Below are 20,701 nucleotides of genomic sequence, written 5' to 3' on the forward strand. Positions count from 1 at the left end.
TCATGGCTGAGTCTTCATTCAACTGCAGTGTGTATCAGGGGTTCAATTTTCAGAAAGACGGTCAGGAGCTTGTGGGGCATCTGGTATCCCTCACCATCGGCGATGAGGAAATGACAGCGGATATGGATGTAACGGATCCCACATCGGCGAATATGTCCGAATATGTCAAGGTGGTTGGGGTTATTTCCAAGATTTACTGGAATGGCGGCTATGCGGACCCCATCCAGCTTGCCTTTCAGGTGAGTACGGCGGTGAAAAACAAGGTGGCCATGCTCCAGCACCAGAGCCTTTCCAATACGGAAGTGGTGATGAAGTTCAATATTTATGACTATGACCCCGATGCCAAAATGTATTATCTCTGCTTTCATTCCGACGATACGGATCTGAAGGGTCTTATCATGAAGTCCGGCGGGGATCTTGCCATCAACATCGACATGGATCAGTCCATGGAAGTGGTAAGCCCCAAGAACTATACCATGAGCCTTGGTGTCATGCCCCAGCCCGAGAGTCAGGACATTCACCTTGCCGTATCCAATACGGATAAGTTTGTAAAAAAATGGGGCGTTACCGTGGGCTGATAAAGGCTCTGATGAATGCTGCTGTTTTCAGATTTTTTGCTCCTCTGTTTTTATAAGGCATCATGGAATGGATGTATGGATGTATTCAAAAATATACATGTGCAGGTGCATGGGGCCTGTACCTGCACTTATCAATCAGAACCTTGAAGAGGAAGCCTGCTGCCGGTATGGGGGGCATTCAGGAGGATAGTATGGGAACAGGATTCAAGAATTATTCAAATTATCAACTTATTAGAAGTCTTGGGGTGAGCGCCCATCCAGTACAGATTATTCAGAGAACCAGCCAAAAAAATCCACAGAAAAAAGATGTGTGGTTTTTAAAGGAGCTGGAAAGTGCCCAGGAGGCCCAGATTGAGTGCATGACAGGCGAGATTTACCGTTATCTTCTGGGGCCTTATCAGCCAAAAATAAGGGTGCGGGATGCCAATACCGTGGTTTCTGCTTCGGTTAATTTTCTGTCTTTCCGGGAGCTTTTGGAAAAGGAGGGAAATAAAAATAACAACTTTATTTATGACAAATATAAAAAAGCTTTCCAGGAAAATCTGGACAGTTTCATGATGGTGATGATCTCTTCCATCTTTTTTGAAGAAAATGATCTCTCGGATAACAACTACGGGCTGGTGGTGCTTTCGGGGGATGGAAATGCCAGAGAATTTGGCGGTTTTGTTAAAATTGACCATGGCCAGTCCTTTAACAGCCTGAGGATCAGCGAGGCTTCGAGAAATGCTGGTGTTTTCGATGTGAAAAAAAAGATGCTGGGTCATGCCAATATCAAGTATTTTCCCCCTGTATCCCCAAGGCCCGCAAGGGACAGGCGGGTTAAAAGTGACCGCTGCACCATGGGCCTGATGTCCAACAGGAAATATCTCCTTTCCCATGCATTTTTGAATACAATTGTTACGGATTTTCTGGATGGTCGCATTACTAAGGATTATATTCAGAACCTCCAGTATCAGCCCAGTGCATGTCCTTTTTATGATTCACGGCTTCTCAGTCTTTTTGATTACGCCAAAGATCCCGGCCCCTATCTTTTAATGGAATACTTTAAGTATCTTGCCATCGCGCGGCTGATCTTTACCTCCCTTTCTGCTTTGTATCACATTGCAAAAAATGCCAGCGATATAGAAAAGGTTCCCAGAGTATGGGTGGATGTTCAGAAAAAACTGATTGAAAGCCGGGAGCATCTTGTCAGCGAGATGAAAAAGGATCCGGATTTTCTTCTTTTTTGTCATAGTCAGGAAAATCATATTAAAAATCTTATCAATAAGTCCTGGGGGGAAATGGTTCAGGGGTCTGAGCGTTACGCAGGTTTTGCAGGCAATGCCTTTGATGCGGGAACCATGAATGAATTTTCTGGTCCCGGAGGTGAATATGATAAGGATTCCTTTATTAAACAGACGGAAGAATATCTGGGATCACTGCAGAAGTTTATAGAAGATTACCCGTGGAGTACGGGGTGGGGTGGCGGTAAAAGTGTGGTTCTTGGCGGAAGAAATAAAAAGGTGCCCGGCCATGTGGCACAGATGGTTGAGGTGCTGGATCTTTACAGAAAATGCGGTCTGGTCAGGCTGATCCGCAGTGCAGGGGATATGGTGGACATGATAGAAAAGGCAAATGCCTCCACAAGTTCTACCCGTAAAAAATCCACAACAGAGGCCTATCAGGCACTCCATACCACGGTTCAGGCCTATGCCATGAACCTGAAATCTTCGGGTCTGAGCAGGGCAGCCATTGTTCGCATTCATCCCGGACTGGGGGCTTTTCTGTAGTTTTTGTCTGATTTGTGTTGTTGTAATAATTACAAAATGTTTTTGATATTTAGGGAGGTCATCATGTCTGAATATCTGAATTTTGTTGTAGGCTGGTTTAAAAATCATGGGAAGGCAGCAAAAAAGGAAAAGGAATGGGAAGAAATAGATATCGAGGGGAAGAAATTCTATCTGGCTGATCGGGTTCAGGAAGATATTGGTACAAGAGCAGAAGGTACCGTTGCATACCGGATTATATATGGGTATCACATTGATTCGCAAAAGATGGCATGCCGGATGTGGTACTATTCAGGCAGTGAGGCCAACTGGCGGGCTTTCACGGGATTCAGAAGTCGTGGAGCATGGGCAAAAGGGGCTGAAGGTTTTGGGGATAACAAAAAAAAAGAGCATACTAAAATTGGGTATGTCAATGAATGCTTTGTTACTTCAGAAATGCATACAAAACTCGAAACTTTCTGGGAAAAAAATAAATGCAGCAGAATCGTTCCCCATACATTCCCGTGGACAGGTAAGCCAAAAGCAGGATCCAGCGATCATGCAGCTTATAGCTATATGGTCATGGAAAAAAATCATTTTCCAGAACTAATGAAAGAATACGATACAAAAAGAAATTTTGAACCTGCTAATTTTCCGGCCAATGTGGAACATTGTTCCATCGAAAGAAGCGAAAAAATTGGCTCTGTTCTGGTTCAGGAAGTATATGGAAAACAGCCTGCTAAAATAAATCTAACCAAGGTAAAACATGGAGAAGTGGCAGGACCTATCTCAAAACATGGGCAGATTTTTAAACATGACACTAATTTAAATGCCTGGATCGTAGGCTGTCTCAGTTATTTTCAAAGGGAAGAAAAGAAATATCATCCTGTACTTAAAATGGATTACAGAATCAGATCATATTTAATGAAAGGTAATGCAGGCCCGAAATCTTCGTCTGATCTGATTGTGGAAATAGCTTCTACCTTAAATCCCAGAGAGCATATGTATATGGATTATAGTGGAACAGTTAAAAAGCTGAATACACCGGTCTGCTGGGTCCGGGATGTCTATTATGTCTCAGCCGGGATGACTTCCTTTGGAACGAGAAAGGATATTCCTGTCAATCTGTCTTTTTTAGTTCAGAAACCCTGTGATTATCCAGGACAGGTAAGTGATGATTATAATCAAATGACTGGTGTTGAAACAGATTCTGTTAATAGGGATCTTGGTGGAGGTAAATATGTCATTTTGTCTTTGCTCAATGAGGCCACTTCACCCTTGATTAAAACCTATAAGGATCAGATGGGTTATCCAAGGTTCAGGGAAAAATACCATAAGGCAAAGTCTCCTATAAATCAGGCAGCCATGAAGCTGCCAGCTCCAGGAGAAATGGATTATCCGGATTATCTGAAGATACTTATTTTTCAGGGTATCAGAGAATATATGGCCATTCAGATGAAGGAAGTGAAGTCTTACTCAGACAGTGGTTCCCACGGTTCTTCGGGTATAAAAAGGGCAAGAGCCCTGTCTGTCTGCGTTGAGCAGGCAAGTTCAGAAGTTGAAATCAATCAAATCATGTACAGATGTTTCAAGGAAAACAAGGTTGGAGATTTTTCCGGTGGATGGTTCAGTGGAATCAATACCCACCCGACCTCCCTTTTTACCTGTGTATGCAGGTCTCTTTTGGCAAATGCGGAATCACCTGTCGGTTCGGTCATAAAAGAAATGAAGTGGAGTGAAAAGAGTGCGGAAAAATGCATTAACCGTATGATCCAGTTTATCTATGCAAGGGGGCCTGCTTCGGATAAAGTTTCTAAAAGTTTGCATATTACAAATGAATCAGAAAGCCTTCTGAAGGCCCTGAAGGGTGAAAAGATTTCCGCCTGACCTGTTTCCATGAAATGCTGAAAATCCATGATTTCAGAGGGCTTTTTGGAAAAAGGAGCCGTCTTATGCCTCTTTTGGGCAATAAAATAAAACATGGATACTATGTGTGGAGGCCCGTGCGAATACGGCATGGCAGCCATGGCATCATGTCAGATGGTGGCTGCTTCCTTGGTCCGGTTAAGATACTGGCCGGACTCTTCCTTCCGGCCTCATCTGTTTATTTGATGGAACCCAGCCCTAATCCGCCTCCCTTGTTTTCAGGAAAACCACATCCGGCCACTGTTCCTCCACAAATCCCAGCTGCCATTCCGTTGTGGTGAGGAAGGTGAGGTGGCCTTCGGCATCCCGTGCAAGGTTGTGGCTGTGTTTTTTTTCAAATTCCGCAAATTTTTTGGGATCTTCGCAGCGTATCCAGCGGGCCACGCCAAAGTTGACGTTTTCATAGATGGCATCCACGCTGTATTCCGCTTTCAGTCTGTGCATGGTCACGTCAAACTGCAGGGAGCCTACGGCCCCGAGAATGTAATCCGGGGCATTGACGGGCCGGAAGAACTGAACGGCCCCTTCTTCGGCCAGCTGGGTAAGGCCCTTTTGCAGCTGTTTCAGTTTTAAGGGGTTTTTCAGGATGACCCTGCGGAAAATTTCCGGGGCAAAGTTGGGAATGCCCGTGAATTTCAGAGGCTCCTTGGCAGAAAAGGTATCCCCGATTTTAACGGTGCCGTGGTTGTGCACACCAATGATGTCTCCGGGCCAGGCTTCGTCCACATGGCTTCTGTCCTGGGCCATGAAGATGGTGGCATTGCTGATGGTGATTTCCTTGCCAAGGCGGTGGTGCATGACCTTCATGCCGCGGGTGAATTTTCCGGAGCAGATGCGAACAAAGGCAATGCGGTCCCTGTGGGCCGGGTCCATGTTGGCCTGAATTTTAAAGGCAAAGCCTGAAAAACTTTCTTCTTCAGGAGAGACCATGCGAGTGGTGGTGGCTCTGGGAGAAGGGGCCGGAGCCATCTCCACAAAGGCGTCCAGCAGTTCGCGCACACCGAAGTTGTTGATGGCGGAACCAAAGAAAACCGGTGTCTGGGAGCCGGAAAGATAGTGGCGCATCTCAAGGGGGCTGGCAGCACCTTCCAGCAGCTCAATGTCTTCCCGCAGCTCATCGGCCTGGGAGCCTAGAAGCGTATCCAGCACGGGGTCGCTGAGATCTTTAACGGTGATGACATCTTTGGGTTTGCTGTCTTCGCCCGGATTAAAAAGGGAAATTTCTTTCTTATAAAGATTGTACACACCTTTAAAGCGTTTGCCCATGCCGATGGGCCAGGACATGGGCACGCACTCGATCTGCAGCTTCTCTTCAATATCCGAGAGGATATCCAGAGGACTCATGCCTTCCCTGTCCAGCTTGTTGATGAAGGTGATGATGGGGGTGTTGCGCATGCGGCAGACGGCCATGAGTTTTTCCGTCTGGGTTTCAACACCCCTTGCGGAATCAATGACCATAAGGGCGGAGTCTACGGCGGTGAGTACCCGGTAGGTATCTTCGGAAAAGTCCTGATGACCGGGGGTATCCAGCAGGTTGACTTCATAATCCCTGTAATTGAACTTCATGACAGAGGTGGTGACGGAAATGCCGCGTTCCTGTTCTATGGCCATCCAGTCTGAGGTGGCATGGCGCTGGGCCTTTTTGGCTTTCACGGCACCCGCCGTCTGTATGGCACCGCCAAAGAGCAGGAGTTTTTCCGTTAAAGTGGTTTTACCGGCATCGGGGTGGCTGATGATGCCGAAGGTGCGGCGCATGGCCACTTCCTGGGCGATTTTGCTGTTGGGTCGGGTCATGGTTTTATTCCTGTGGGGTTTGGGCCGCAGGGATAAGGGGCGGCACAGAGGGTTCCGGAATGCTGTGCTGGCTGACGGCAACGCCGGAAAGAACCAGGGCGGCACAGAAATACTGGGGCATGGTAAACTGTTCGCCCAGAATCAGCCAGCCGAAAAAAACGGTGAATACGGGTATGAGGTTGACATAGGCCGATGCCTGGGATGCGGGAATACGGCTGACCCCGTAATTATAGAGCCCGTAGGCCCCTAAGGTGATGCAGACACCCAGGTAAAAAACGGAGAGGGCCGGAACGGGGATAAAGGTCTGGGGCAGCGGGGTTCCCGGAAAAAAGAGTACGGGAAAAAAGAAAATGCTGCCGCAGAAAGCCTGGAAACCGGTCAGCAGAAAAACCGGGTAACGTTCTGAAAGCCGTTTTAAAAGCAGGGTATAGGCCGCCGCACAGACCATGGCCAGAAACTCAAAGGTATTTCCCAGAAGGGGATTGGGTGCATTTTCGGACACGGTTCCTGTAAGGGAAAGGCCCACCGCACCGGACATGGCCAGGGCAAAGCCGCAGAAGGTGCGGGTACTCACCCTTTCATTCAGGGTCAGCATGGCGCCGATGGCCACCAGAAGGGGCAGTACCGCCGTGATCATGCTGGCCTGGGAGGCTGTGGTCAGGGTAAGGGCTTTGGCCTCGAAAATGAAGTAGAGGCAGGGTTCGCAGAGAACCATGATGCCAAGGAGTTTCCAGTCTCCCTTCCGGTAACGGACCTGCGGCAGCAGCCGAAAGAAAAAGGGCAGAAAACAGAGGCTGGCAATGGCCATACGGGCAAAAATCACCACCATGGGATCATAGGCCGTAAAGGCCAGTTTCAGGGCGATGAAGCTTGTGGCCCATAGCAGCATGGCAGTGACAAGGGCAAAATAGGGAAACATGGCGACCACGGCTTTTCCTTTCAGCCAGCCTCAGGTGTCTGCTGCCCTGTGCGGGTAGCAGTCCCATCCAGCAAGAAAGCCGGAGCCGCATAAAGAATCTTTCCGCGGTTCCGGCCTGTCATTCTTTTCGGAGCTGCTTTTAGCATATCCTTTCAAGAAAGAAAAACATTTTGATGGAAGCATCCGGGGCTGATCTACTGCCGAGTCAGTCTTCTGTATTTCATGCGTTTTGGAATCAGGGCATCGGCTCCTAAGCGGCGTTTTTTGTCTTCTTCGTATTCCGTAAAGTTGCCGTCAAAGAAGACCACTTCCGCATCTCCCTCAAAGGAGAGGATGTGGGTGCAGGTTCTGTCCAGAAACCAGCGGTCATGGCTGATGATGAGGGCACAGCCTGCAAAATTGGCAAGGCCTTCTTCCAAAGCCCGGATGGTGTTCACGTCCAGATCGTTGGTGGGTTCGTCAAGGAGCAGGACGTTGGCTTCGGATTTAAGCATCTGGGCCAGATGCACCCGGTTACGCTCCCCACCGGAAAGGACTTCCACCTTTTTCTGCTGATCTGCCCCTGAGAAGTTGAAGCGGGCCACATAGGCACGGGAATTGACCTCCCGGCCACCCACCATAACGATATCCTGCCCTCCGGAAATAACTTCCCAGATACTTTTGCCGGATTCAAGGGAACCCCTGTGCTGGTCCGCATAGCCCAGCTTCACGGTTTCACCGACCCGGATTTCTCCTTTATCCGGAGCTTCTTCCCCTGCAATCATGCGGAAAAGGGTGGTTTTACCTGCACCGTTGGGACCGATGATGCCCACAATGCTGCCGGGCTGCAGGCTGAAGTTCATATTCTCCACAAGGAGCTTATCTTCAAAGGCCTTGGTCACGCCATCGGTTTCAATGACAAGATTACCGAGGCGGGGACCGGGCGGAATGAAGATCTGCAGCTCCTTATCCAGCTGCTCGCTGGTGCGGCCCAGCATTTCCTCGTAGGCACTGATACGGGCCTTGGATTTGGCGTGGCGTCCCTTGGGACTCATGCGTATCCAGTCCAGCTCCCTTTCCAGGGTTTTCTGGCGCTGGGATTCCTGCTTTTCCTCATCCGCAAGGCGCTTTTGCTTCTGCTCCAGCCATGAGGAATAGTTGCCCTTCCAGGGAATGCCTTCGCCCCTGTCCAGTTCCAGAATCCATCCCGCCACATTGTCGAGGAAGTAGCGGTCATGGGTAACGGCAATGATGGTTCCCGCATACTGCTGCAGGTGCTGCTCCAGCCATGCCACGGATTCCGCATCCAGATGGTTGGTGGGTTCGTCCAGAAGGAGGATGTCGGGTTTCTGCAGAAGCAGCTTGCAAAGGGCCACCCTGCGGCGCTCGCCACCGGAGAGTATGGCCACCTTTGCATCCGGGGGGGGGCAGCGCAGGGCATCCATGGCCATTTCCAGCCGGGCGTCAATGTCCCAGCCGTCCATGCGGTCCAGCAGATCCTGCACCTCGCCCTGACGCTCAATCAGCTTGTTCATGGCGTCGTCATCCATGGGCTCTGCAAATTTTTCGTTGATGGCATTGTATTCCTTCATCAGGGCAGCCACCTTGCCAGCGCCTTCCTCCACCAGTTCCAGTACGGTACGGTTTTCGTCCAGAAGGGGTTCCTGGGGCAGATAGCCGATGGAATAACCGTCGGAAAGGATGGTTTCTCCGGCATATTCCTTGTCCACGCCGGCCATGATGCGCAAAAGGGTACTTTTACCGGAGCCGTTGAGGCCCAGTACGCCGATTTTGGCACCATAATAATAGGAAAGGGAAATATCCTTCAGTACGGTTTTGGTGCCGTGCCGTTTGCTTACCTGCATCATTGTGTAGATGACCTTTTTGGTATCCACGCTCATGGGTAATGCTCCTTTGTTCATGGGGGTTCATAAAAGGGAAGCGCACCGGGTGGGTGCGCTTTTTTTTTATATAAGGTCAGTGGGCCTTGAATTTTTTTCAGGCACCCATTTCAGTCCGTATCTAAAGGAAGATGAAGGGAATGGCAAGGCCTGCTTTTTCGGATAGCTTTTTTAATCCGGGAAGGGCGCACAGCCCCATGCATTCAGGGCAGTACTTTTACGGACAGAATTTTTACGGTTTCTTTGGGTACATTCTGATGTCCCCTTTTAAAGCCTGTGGGTACCCGCTCAATTTTGCTCAGCACATCCATGCCTTCCACCACCCGGCCGAACACGCAGTAGCCGAAGCCCTGGGCCGTGGAAGCCTTGTAGTTGAGAAAATCGTTGTCCACCGTATTGATGAAAAACTGACTGGTGGCAGAGTGCGGGGCATTGGTGCGGGCCATGGCAATGGTGCCTTTAAGGTTTTTCAGGCCATTGGCTGCCTCATTGGCAATGGGCTCCTTTGTGGCTTTCTGCTGCATGTTTTCCGTGAATCCGCCGCCCTGAACCATGAATCCGTGGATGACCCGGTGGAAGATGGTGTCGTCGTAAAAGCCTTCCGATGTGTAGGAAAGAAAGTTCTTTACGGTTTCAGGGGCTTTGTCCGGGTAGAGCTCAAGGGTCATGGCACCCATGCTGGTGCTTATTTCAACCATGATATTTGTTGTTTTTTCTTCTGTTTCTGCCATTGCGGGGCCTGCAAGCATAAGGCCCGTGCAGAGAAGGGAGATCAATAATTTCAGCATTTTTTATCCTTTCTTCTGTTTTTTTCCATTGTGCCTGATCTGACAGGCGCTGTTTTCCTCAGTAATCCCTTTTCCAGTAAAGGCCCATTTCTCCGCCTCTGGGACTGAGTCTGCTTTCAAGGGTGAGGCGCCGGCTCAGTTCCACATCCGCTGAAACCAGATCATCATCGGTTTTCAGATCCTTTTCCACCCGAAGATATACCCGTTCGTGGATATATTTGCCTGCCCGCAGGCGGATGTCCTCGTTATCGTCTCCGTCGGATACAATGTCAAGGTCATCGAGCTGCAGGATGTTTCTTGCGGTATCTATGGCTCCGGGACCGCCGTGTCCTGCAAGCTGCCGTGCGGCAAGGGCCAGCTGGGCGGCCTGAACCGGTGTGATGGTGGCAAGGGACCTGCCGAAAAGCATGTGGGCCAGCACCTCATCCTGGGGCAGTTCCGGGTTGGAGGAAAGGGAGAAATCCAGCTCCGGCGGGTGCCCCTCCACCCGGAGAATGGAGACGATTTCCCTTCCCTCCTGCCTTGCTTCAAAGGTGACAAAGGGGTTGGGCGGCTGGCTGCCGTCCAGCATGATATTGCCTTCCGTAAGGGTCAGGCGCTTTCCGAGGAAATCCATGCGGCCCCGGAGCAGGCGGATGTCTCCCCGGATGACAGGCGCCGAGCCCTGACCCTGAACGGCAATGCGGCCCCCCCATTCAGAATCCAGCCCCCGGCCCCGGACGAAAATACGTGAGGGAAAATGGAGATTGATGTCCAGTGCAAGGTCGGTGGTTTTTTCCGGTTCGGCCTGAACAGGCTCAGGCTCTCCTTTTCCGTTGATTTCAAGGACATTCAGATCGGCCACTTCCGGGCCGCCGGTGTCCCTTAGCTGAATCAGTACACGCTCAAAGCGGAGATTTCCCTTGACCTCCTGTTTCTGGGTATTGCCGCTGACGGTGCTGTTTCCCCTTGCCATAACTGCCATAATCAAAGGGTTGTCCACCACTTTGAATCGCTCAGCATCCACGGAAAACTGAAAGGGAAAGTGCTCTTCGGAAGAAATGAGCACCCTGCCGCTGCCCTGAAGCAGGCCGCTGGCCCCGTCGCTGGCCGAAAAGTTTTCCAGTTCTATCCTGTCTTCGCTGATTTTCAGTGCTGCAGCCAGATCCCGGATGAGTACACCCTGCTCCAGATGCTGATAGGCGATTTCCTGAAAAAGAATCGTCCCCGAAGGCCTGGGGGTGCCCACGCTGCCGTTGAGGCTGAGGTCCACAAGGGCACGTCCCGTAAGGGCCTGATCGTGAGGCATAAAGAGCAGACCCAGCCTTCCGAGGTCCAGACTTCCCGCAAGGGAGGCTTCCACGGGGTGGTTTTCGGAGATATCCAGATGAAAGGGGGCAAGGGAAAGGCCCATGGGCATGTGGCCATGTCCCTGCAGCAGGGGCTCGGAGGCATGCATTTCTCCGGCCCGGAGCCTGAGACTCAGATTTTTATCCCTGAGGGTGGCATCTGCATCCAGAGCCATGACAGGAAGATTGACTCCCCCATGGGGTACAAGGTTGCGGCCCTTTACTTCCGCCCGGATATGGGGATTTGCCGGATCTCCTTCCATGTGGATGGCAGCGTCCACTTCCCCTTCCATGAAAGGGGTAAGCAGGGGGACGGGCAAAGCGGTCAGATCCAGCTGCATGTTTATAGAATCCTCCTGCCATGCGGCCCGGGCCTTCAGCCTGCCCGAATCAAGGATAAGATCCAGAGATTCGAGGAAAAAGCCCTCTTCCTTCTGCTGCATCAGGACAGGGGATACAAGGCTGAACACATGGCTGTCCCAGCTTCCGCTGATGTCCTCCATGGTGAGGCTGCGGGTATTCTGCGCTTCTTCATAGAGGGCGGCCAGATTCAGCTCAAAGGGGGCCTGAATATGGCCTGTGCTTTGAAGATCCAGCGCAAGGCGTTCCGGAGAACCCGTGAACCCTGCCTCGGCGCTGTTTATCCTCAGATCCGTCACAGACAGATTCTCTACCCGGATGCTGGCATGCATCTCAGGTTTTTCAAAGAGATTCTGGATATTGCCCTCGGCACGAAGATTTTCCAGCGCAAGGGATGCTGTTTTCCATGGCTTCAGTTCCAGATGAAGGGATGCGTCCTGACGGCTTTCCTGTTCAAACATATGAACAATAAGCTGGCCCCTTCCTTCCATATCCATACCTGCGAGGGTACCGTAGGGCGATGCATCTTCAAGATCGGCCTTCAGCTCCCCGAGGATGACCTTTTTTTCAAAGTCAAAGGCGGCATCCCCTTTGATTTTACCACCGGGAACATGAAGAAGCAGTCCGGACAGGGAAACGGCCTTTTCATCCATGTGAAAAGCACTGCCGCCGGAAATCAGAAAGTCTTCAGGGCCTGCATTCAGGCGAAAGATGCCCGAAGGCATGCCGAAAAGATCTCTGGCCTTGAGGTCAATCCTGAAGGGCGCGGGGGTGCCTGTTATGGTCAGGTCCGGGCCTTCGAGGGCTGTTGTCAGGGAAAGATCATCAAAGCTGCCAAGGGTTTGGGCAAAAAGATCCAGACTGCCAGTGGCTTCCGGCAGCAGGGCGGAAGCATGGCGCAGGTGCATGTGGGCATCGGTTTCAAAACGGCCGTTTTCCGTAAATAAGGCCATCTGACCTTTGAGCCGGGCATTGGGCGTATCCAGCGTGAGGGATGGGATGTGTATGCCCATGCCGCCATCTTCGGGATTCAGATAATCCAGAAGCAGTTTGCCCTCAAGTTTTGCCCTGTCACCGGTGAGGGGGCCCAAGGGATGGGGCAGATCCCTGACATGTGCAAGCTCCGTCAGGATGTCAAAGTGCAGATACAGAGGATAAAAGCTTCCCGTCATACGGGTTTCAAGGGTGCCGCTGCCACAGGCCTCCCATGGCAGGTAGCGGGAAACCCAGGGGTGGAGCTCTCCCAGATGCAGACGGGCACGGATATCCGTTTCAAGGTTTTTTGTATTGATTTCGCCTTTGCCTTCAAGGCTCACATCCTCACCCTGAATGCTGAGGTCGTTTAAAAAAAGGTGGCCCGAAGAAAGGGCAAAGGCAAGGTCAAAGTCTGCTTCCAGCAGGTCCGGCAGGGGGGCGTAGGTATAGGAGAAGTTTTCCCCCCGGATCTTGCCCCTTGCCAGCAGATCAGGAAGCCCGGATTTTTTTTCTTCAATGGCAAGCTGGCCGTCCAGTTCCAGAAGGGAAAAGGAAAGACCCGTTACCTCAGGATCTTTCAGGGAAAGCCGTATCCGGGTTTCCGGTGCGGTAAAAGGACCTTTGGCACTTATATCCAATGAGATGTCCGTTCCGGGATTGAAGCCCAGCCAGTCTGCCAGTGCTTTTGTGTCTGTCAGACTCAAAAAAAGACGGCTGTCCATCTCCTTTGTTTCGGGAAGAAGGTTGCCTTCTCCTTCAAGGGCAAGCCGGCTGTTTTCCAGCAGGAGGTGGGATATGAGAATATGGCCGGTATCTGCTCTGGATATGCCGGCCTTGAAATGACCCGTGGGCAGAAGGCCCCTGAGGGGTTCCGGAAGCAGTTCGGGGTCCAGATCAAAGCCGCCGTCCAGTATCAGGGTGGGCAGGCTTTTCCAGCTCAGAGAGATTTCGCTTTTCAGCCCGTTGTTTTCTCCTGCCCGGATATCAAGGCTGCCCTTCCAGGCGTTTTCTTCCATGGATTCTCCCCCCAGCCGGAGATGCAGGGGAAGTTTTCTGTCAAGTCCCAGAAGCAGGGACAGCCTGCCATGGGGTTCATCAAGGCGGGAGTGGATGTTGAAAAGGCCTGTTTCCGGGAAAAAACCGGCTTCAAGGGCAAGGGAAGCTTCCGGTCCCCGGATCATGTCCAGATGGAGGCCCGTCTGCCAGAGTTCCCTGTCCGTGTGGAGAAAGGCCTGCAGGCGCATGTGCATATCCTCTCCGGCAAGGGATTCAGCGATAAAAATTTCTTCCAGCAGCAGCTCTTCCAGATGAATGGCCGGAAGATCCGGAGGAAAGGAAGCGGTTTTTTCTTCCTTGTCATGCTTTTCAGCGCTTTTTTTGTTTGTAAGGGGAAGGCGGTAAAGGCCAAGGTAGGATGCACGGAGTTTCTGGATATGGATGCGGCCGGACAGAAGTTCGCCCGGAGAAAGGCTGATTTCAGGATGGCGGACCTGAAGGAAAAGCCCCTCCCTGTCATGGAGGCTGAGGTTTTCCATATGCAGGTCAAAGGGGAGGGCACCGCCGAGGCCCTGTATGCGGACAGAGAGGCCTTGGGGATTTTCCAGCAGGCGGTTGATGCCACGCTCCAGCATACGCTGGCCGGGTTCCGTGCGCAAAAGAATCAGGCTGAAGGCGCAAAGGCCCACGGTCAGGGAGAGAAAAACCCAGAGGATGAGCATCAGGATTTTTCTTATTATGCTTTTTTCTGTTTTTTCAGAATCTTGATCTTTAGGGTCCATTAAAATGCCTGTCCTATGCTGATGTAGATCTGAAAGGAATCATCCCGCGCTCTCCGGTTCAGGGGAAAGGCCACATCCAGACGGAAAGGGGCAAAGTCCGTATAATAGCGCAGGCCCAGACCAGCTCCCCAGTAGAAATCGTCTTCCAGCTGCAGTTCCGAGGAGGTGAATACCTGCCCGCCGTCCAGAAAGGCCACAAGCCCGAAATTGTTTTCCATACGCCAGCGCAGCTCTCCCCCGGTTTCCACCATGCTGCGGCCCCCGACCACGGTTCCCTTTTCTTCAGGGCCTATGGACTTATAGCTGTAGCCCCGGATGGAGCCCCCGCCCCCGGCATAAAAACGTTCGTCCGCGGGCACACTGAGGTTGGATTCACCAAGGATGGAGCCAAGGGTGCCCCTCATGGAAAAAACAAGTTTTTCCTCTGCAATGAGGGGGAAGTGTACGGACATGCCCGTGGAAAGCTTGAGAAACCAGACATCCGTATCCAGGGTATCCCTGAGGGGCTCGATGCGCCAGAACATACGCATACCCTTGGTGGGATTGAGGATACTGTTGCGCTGGTCCCGGATCAGTTCCTGGGGAAAGGATATAAGACCGAAGGTTTTGGTTTCTTTCTGCTGGGTGGTGCGGCTGAGGCGGTACTGCACGCCCGTGGATGCGGACCAGAGGGGACAGAGCTGACGGAAAATCCTTGCGCCAAAGGCCCCTTCCTCACTTTTATAGGCCTGGGATTCTTCTTCCCCCACCCAGCCGGAAAGGCGCAGGGACTGGCGTTTATCCATGAAATCGGGAATCCGGTATTCTGTCCGGGACTCTTTTTTTCTTTCCGCAAGGGTAAAGCTCTGGTTCAGGCGTTCTCCCATGCCCCTGAGGTTGCGGTGTTCCCAGTCCACCTTCACACCGGATCCCGTGTCCGGTTCATGGAAGACCCCGGCTTTGATGGTTCGGGGGCTGCGTTCAATGAGGCTGACATGGACAGGCAGGAAGAGGTCCCCGTCGGGCAGGGGCGGGTGGTGGATATCCACCATGGCAAAAAGGCCGTCCTGCATGAGCTGGCTGCGGAAGCGGTTGAGGTGGGATGCCCTGAACAGTTCTCCCTTGCGCCATGGGACACGGTTTTCCACATAAAGGGGTTTGACCCGTTTTGTTCCTTCCACGGAAAGATCGCCGAAAAGGGAAATGGGCTCCGATTTGTAAGTATAATGCAGATGAACGCTGTGATCGCTGTGTCTGACCACGGGGGTTTTTAAGGTCACTTCCGGTGTTGCCGTTCCCCTTTCCCTGAAAAAATTTTTTAAGAGATCAACTCCCTTAAGAATCTCAGGAGCCCTTGCCCTGGTCCCGGGTACAAGGTTCAGATCCTTTGCTTTGGGAAGGTGCTGTACCGAAGGCTCTGTATCTTCTGAAGTTATCAGGATTTCATGGATAAGGTAGGCAGGCCCTGTTTTTACGTGGAAAATGACCTCAGGGATCTCCCCTCCTGTCTTCATTTCTGCAGAAATGTCGCTTTTGTAGAATCCTTCGGAGCGCAGGGCACGGGTCATGGGGGCAATGTCATTGGCCGCACGCCTTCTCAGCATTTCCGGTGTGGCAACGGGCCGGTCTTTCAGGGCATGGGTTTCGGAAACAGCCAGCAGAAGGTTTTTGATCTCAGGAGCCACTTCCCCCTCTATCCTCACCCTGTAGGCGTCCTGGGACAGAAAGGGGAGCAGTCTGGCTTCGGCTGAAGAAACAAGGCAGATCAGCAGAAGAACCGTTAAAAGTTTAAGGGAAATATTTAAAAAAAGCATGGCATGTTCCGGGTCCTGGGCTTTTACTGATGATCTCATATTTGTAATTATTCAGCACGGTTTATTCCGAACGGTCAATGCTGTAGTTGCAGCAGCTTTGTACTGTTGCAAGGCTCCGTGGCTATTTGCAAGTGACATTGCAATCGTTTCGGATCAGAGCTTTGCAGGCCTGTGCGAAAGAAGCGGCAAACTGTCTGAGCCGCCACAAAGGCAGCGTGCTTAAGCCTGCCATGGTAATCAAAAAGCTTATCCTGCCTGTGGCGGGGAGTTTTTGCCGCTTCCGCACAGGACAAGAAGCTCCCGAATAAGATTGCGTCACGGGCAAATAGCCTGGAGCCTGTGCATCTGTCTTGCAGCTATGGTACTTGGAAAACTGTGCTGAACAGTTACTCCTATTTAAAGGGTATAGGCATCGGTGACCGGTTCCCTCATAATGGCACTGACAGCAGCCATGGCACTTCTGGATGCTTCGGGAAAGACTTCTCCAAGATTGCCCACATGGCGAAGGTTTTCCGAGGTGCGCAGCAGGAGGCGGACCAGGTCGCCTTCGGCAAGGGGGCTGTTTTTATGCACCTCTTCCCAGGGCATGCCCGATGCCCAGTGATAAACGGTCACAGCAGGGGTCAGGTAGAGGGGGAAAACGGGAAATCCTCTGGCAACCATATCTTTGGCAAAGGGCTGCAGGTTTTTTCTCAGGTGCAAAAAGGCCTTGAGGAGTTTTTCGTCAATGAGATCCGAAGGAATTTCCTGATCATCGGCTTCCCTTTCATTGACAAAGGACGCCATGAGTCCGGCCATGACGGCAGGATTGTTTTCCGAAAAAAGCCTGAGCCGGAACCCCTCTGCCACCAGAACGGGCTGGTCAATACGCAGCTGGGATGCCCACATGCCGTCTTCACTGAGACGGTCGTCTGCATTGACAAAGTTTTTGTCCTTTAAAAAATTCAGATGACGGATGAAGTCGGCAAAGAGCAGCTCTGCGGCACCTTTGCTGGCTTTTTTTGAGCCTTTTCCTGTGAGCCTGCTGGCAATGCGGAAGGCCGCAAAGCTGCGGTCCATGATATCCCGGACCATACCGGGTGTGTGGGAGAGCAGCAGGTTCAGGGCCATGGAAAAATCAATGCGGATCTGGCTTTCCACCTCCGAGGGAGGGGCATTGATCATTTTTCCGAAGTGGCGGAGATCCATGAATTTGCCGGGAAGGGCCACGGCAAAGCCGATGCGGTCTTTACCCCGGCGGCCTGCACGGCCTGTCATCTGGTGAAATTCCGTGGATGAAAGGGGCAGGAACTCGGTGCCGTTAAAGCGGTCGGAGTTGGCAACCAGTACGGTTCTGGCCGGGAAATTCACCCCCGCTGCCACGGTGGATGTGGCAAAGACTGCGTCCAGAAGCCCTTCGGACATGAGGGTTTCCACCACCATTTTCCAGGCAGGCAGATGACCGGAATGGTGGGCGGCAACGGCCCTTTTTTCTATGTGCATGCGCTGGGGATGCCGGGCCGCATGGGGCCAGTAGCGGGTCAGTTCATCCATGCGGCTGCGAAGGACTTCGGCCCTTTCCGGATCCGCAAGAAGCCCTGCCTCATCACAGAGGGTAATGGCGGCATCGCAGTCGGATCGTGATTTCAGGAAAAAAATGGCTGGCAGCAGGTTGTAATGGCGCAGCACCGCCAGAATATCGGCCATATTCGGCAGACGGCGGGGAGGAGCCAGCAGGGGCGGGCGGTCTGCGGAAAGGTACTGGATGACCTTTTTATGGAGGCCTTTTTTGCTGCCGGGCCGTTTTTCATCGTGCTCCATGAGAAAGGGGAAGAGGGTGCCCGCCGGATGAAAAAACAGGGGCTGAAGGGGAACCATTCTCCTTTTGGCCCGGATGATGGTGCAGGCCTGCTGACGGATGGATTCCAGCCATGCGGCAATCTCATCGGCATTGCCGATGGTGGCGGAAAGCATGAGCAACGGTACCCTGGGTGGCATATAAATGATGGTTTCTTCCCACACCACACCCCTGTCCGGGTCGCCCAGATAGTGGACTTCATCCAGAATCACCAGATCACAGCGGATGTCCTCACAGGTATGCATGGCATCATAGAGCTGGTTTCTTAAAATTTCCGTTGTGCCGATGATGATGGGGGCATCGGGGTTTTCCTTGCGGTCTCCCGTAAGAATACCCACATTGAATTCACCGAATTTCCGGCTGAAGGCCGTATGGATGGCATTGGTCAGGGCTTTGAGGGGAGAGGCGTACCAGGCCCTTTTGCCTTCTTTGAAGATCTTTTCTATGGCCTGTTCCGCTATGTAGGTTTTCCCTGAGCCGGTGGGGGCCATGACAAGGCAGTCGCCCTTGCCTACGGCTTCTATGGCTTTTTCCTGAAAAGGATCGGCTTTAAAGGGTCTGGCTTCGGGGACACCGATTTTTGCAAAAACGGGCTTTAATCTGGGGTCCGCTCCGGGTTTCATGCGGCGGCCTTCGGGTTTGCGGTCAGGGCCTCTTCTGTTGCGGAACCGGGGTTTGTTGCCCGTTCTGCCGGGTACTTTATGGGATGGATTCATCGGGTATCACATTCGTTGGGCCGGAGCCGGGAAAGGGGTAAAAAAGAAGGTCGTTTATATTCGTATTTATCATTTTGATTACTACCCTGACTCAGCCACAGCTTGTTGGTCAGGTTGTTGCCAGGCCTATGGTGTGGGCTTTTAACACGGGCAGGCGCAAGGCCTGCCCTTAACGCTTGGTTTTTACGACCCTGTTTTGTGTAGGGGCACCCTTTACGGGTGCCCGCTAACAAGCGTAAAATCTGGTCATATTGTAACTGTTCAGCACCGTTTTTCATATCATACCTGCAAGACAGATGCACAGGCTCCAGGCTATTTGCCCGTGACGCAATCTTATTCGGGAGCTTCTTGCCCTGTGCGGAAGCGGCAAAAACTCCCCGCCACAGGCAGGATAAGTTTTTTGATTACCATGGCAGGCCTTGGTACGCTGCCTTTGTGGCGGCTCAGACAGTTTGCCGCTTCTTTCGCACAGGCCTGCAAAGCTCTGATCCGAAACGATTGCAATGTCACTTTCAAATAGCCTCGCAGCCTTGCAACAGTACGAAGTTGCTGCAATGACAGCATTGGCAGTTCGAAATAAAGTGTGCTGAATAATTACATCAGATTTATCATTGAGAAGAAGTTGCAAACATCGAAAAAGCATCAAAAAAACATTAGGGCTGTATACCATTGCCTGCTGTGCCGGGCAAGGGAATTGAAAAAAGGATGCCATGGTTCAGGCTGCCACAGGTCTGGAAAAGTGGACGAATTCCTTGCCCCTTTCTCCGCTCTCGGGTTAGACTGCCATGTAACCTTTTCATTTTTGCTGTTTCCTTGTTTTCGTGCCCCTGTGGAGCCGGGCCGCAGCAGTATATGTCCGGCAAGTTTATGCACCATATCCCTTGCCCGTATGAAGGAGGCTTTTTTATGAAAAGATGGCGGGTGCTGTTCATCCTGTTTCCCGTATTTTTTTTCTGGTCGCCGGTCTGGGCTGCCGGAGCATTTTCTAATGCCCAGCTCAGACCGGAACCTGTGCCGGAGGAGGCCCTTTCCCTGAAGGAAATGCTGGTGATTGCCAGAAAAGGCAGCCCTGACATGGAAGCGGCCAGGGCAAGGATTCTTGAAGCCGAAGCCCTTTTCCGGGAAGCCGGTTCAGGGCTGTGGCCGGTTTTTGGGGTTTCCCTTGCATGGACTAAAGGAGATGCACCCAGCTCCTATCTTTTTAAAACCATTGACCAGCGTCGTCTGCCCCAGAATGTCAATTTTAATGATCCCGGATCCTTTAATAATGCGGAGGCTGCCCTCTGGGGCCGCATGCAGCTTTATGACGGGGGCAGGACAGGGATTTTCAGGCAGATGGCGGATATGGGAAGAAAGGAGGCGGTCCTTGGCCTTGAGCACAGGGCCAGCCATCTGGGCGCTGCTGTGGTTCAGGCTTTTTTTCAGGTCAAGGCAGCAGAAGATTATCTCGGCATTGTCGAAGAGTCCATCGCAGCGGTTTCCCGTCAGCTGGAAGTGATGGAGGTGCAGTACAGGGGCGGCGGCGTTTTAAAATCCGATCTGCTTTCCCTTGAAGTCCGCCTTGCAGAGGTCATGGAAGAAAAGGTCAGCAGTGAAAGCCGGCTGAAAATCGCCTCTTCCGCCCTTTCCGCATTGCTGGGATTCTGTCCGGGAAAGGGCATCCGGCCCGGCAAGGCGGACCTTGTGCTGCCGGACATGCCCCTTGAAGGAAATGCGGCCATGGCCCTTGCCCTTGAGAACAGGGCGGATCTTAAAGCCATGAAGCTTTCCGTTCAGCGTTCAGGGAAGGCTGTGGATGCCGAGGGCAGGCGAATGCTGCCGGGACTCACCCTTCAGGGCCGTTACTGGCATCATGATCCGGATGCTGCCTTTGATAAGAACAGGGAAAACTGGGAGCTGTCCCTCAAGGCAAGCTGGGAAATATTTGACGGTTTTTCGAGGAAGGCCGGTAAGGAAGCCGCCCTTGCCCGCAAAGCAGGGGAAGAGGCAAGGGCGAGGGGGCTGATTCTCGAAGTGCGTCAGGATGTGGAAGAAGGGCTTTCTGCCGTCAGCGGAGCCAAAGCCCGCTATCGGGTGGCCCGGAGGGCCGTTGCCCTTGCCGGAGAATCTCTGGATCTGGTGCGCAGGCAGTACGAGGGGGGGGCTGTGGATGTGACCCGCTATCTTCAGGCGGAGCTGGATTATAACCGGGCAAGGGTAAGAAAAACAGCGGCCTTTTATGATCAGGAACGGGCAAGGGCGGAGCTGGCCCGGGCCCTTGGACTTCTTTCCGGGGAGGTGTGAG

General features: G+C 52.2%; 11 protein-coding genes. 4 read left to right on the plus strand and 7 right to left on the minus strand.

The features are described 5' to 3' along the window. From LZ24_RS17300 to LZ24_RS13280, 3 genes are all read left to right on the plus strand, one after another. Nucleotides 1–578: hypothetical protein (locus tag LZ24_RS17300; RefSeq protein WP_144686284.1), on the plus strand; the 578-nt coding region annotated here is incomplete at its 5' end. 191 nt (nt 579–769) lie between these two features. Continuing rightward, on the plus strand, nt 770–2,347 hold the full coding sequence (locus LZ24_RS13275) for a hypothetical protein (RefSeq protein ID WP_222427637.1): 1,578 nt from the start codon (nt 770–772) through the stop codon (nt 2,345–2,347). Nucleotides 2,348–2,410: 63 nt separating this feature from the next. Next, the gene (locus LZ24_RS13280; protein WP_144685927.1) at nt 2,411–4,210 is read left to right on the plus strand and encodes a hypothetical protein; all 1,800 of its coding nucleotides are present in this window, start codon (nt 2,411–2,413) and stop codon (nt 4,208–4,210) included. Nucleotides 4,211–4,447: 237 nt separating this feature from the next. Here LZ24_RS13280 and LZ24_RS13285 read toward each other — a convergent pair whose 3' ends face one another. The 7 genes from LZ24_RS13285 to LZ24_RS13315 all read right to left on the minus strand — a co-directional run bounded on the left by LZ24_RS13285 (nt 4,448) and on the right by LZ24_RS13315 (nt 18,417). After that, nucleotides 4,448–6,043 (minus strand): peptide chain release factor 3, encoded by a 1,596-nt coding sequence (locus tag LZ24_RS13285; protein ID WP_144685929.1) that lies wholly within the window; start codon nt 6,041–6,043, stop codon nt 4,448–4,450. Nucleotides 6,044–6,047: 4 nt separating this feature from the next. Continuing rightward, on the minus strand, nt 6,048–6,962 hold the full coding sequence (locus tag LZ24_RS13290) for a DMT family transporter (RefSeq protein WP_144685995.1): 915 nt from the start codon (nt 6,960–6,962) through the stop codon (nt 6,048–6,050). 194 nt (nt 6,963–7,156) lie between these two features. Next, the gene (gene ettA, locus LZ24_RS13295) at nt 7,157–8,842 is read right to left on the minus strand and encodes an energy-dependent translational throttle protein EttA (RefSeq protein ID WP_144685931.1); all 1,686 of its coding nucleotides are present in this window, start codon (nt 8,840–8,842) and stop codon (nt 7,157–7,159) included. 203 nt (nt 8,843–9,045) lie between these two features. Further along, the gene (locus LZ24_RS13300; RefSeq protein WP_222427638.1) at nt 9,046–9,630 is read right to left on the minus strand and encodes a peptidylprolyl isomerase; all 585 of its coding nucleotides are present in this window, start codon (nt 9,628–9,630) and stop codon (nt 9,046–9,048) included. Nucleotides 9,631–9,688: 58 nt separating this feature from the next. Next, complete coding sequence (locus LZ24_RS13305) at nt 9,689–14,011, minus strand: translocation/assembly module TamB domain-containing protein (RefSeq protein ID WP_222427639.1); 4,323 nt, start codon at nt 14,009–14,011, stop codon at nt 9,689–9,691. 59 nt (nt 14,012–14,070) lie between these two features. After that, nucleotides 14,071–15,864, minus strand: coding sequence for an autotransporter assembly complex protein TamA (locus tag LZ24_RS13310; protein WP_186443146.1), 1,794 nt, complete (start codon nt 15,862–15,864; stop codon nt 14,071–14,073). A 396-nt stretch (nt 15,865–16,260) separates the two neighbouring features. Next, the gene (locus LZ24_RS13315; RefSeq protein WP_246118598.1) at nt 16,261–18,417 is read right to left on the minus strand and encodes a DEAD/DEAH box helicase; all 2,157 of its coding nucleotides are present in this window, start codon (nt 18,415–18,417) and stop codon (nt 16,261–16,263) included. A gap of 906 nt (nt 18,418–19,323) precedes the next feature. On the opposite strand from LZ24_RS13315, the gene LZ24_RS13320 reads away from it, so the two are divergent. Beyond that, the gene (locus LZ24_RS13320; RefSeq protein WP_186443147.1) at nt 19,324–20,700 is read left to right on the plus strand and encodes a TolC family protein; all 1,377 of its coding nucleotides are present in this window, start codon (nt 19,324–19,326) and stop codon (nt 20,698–20,700) included. The last annotated feature ends 1 nt before the right edge of the window (nt 20,701 follow it).

The organism is Desulfobotulus alkaliphilus (genome assembly GCF_007830435.1).
Taxonomy (GTDB): Bacteria; Desulfobacterota; Desulfobacteria; order Desulfobacterales; family ASO4-4; genus Desulfobotulus; species Desulfobotulus alkaliphilus.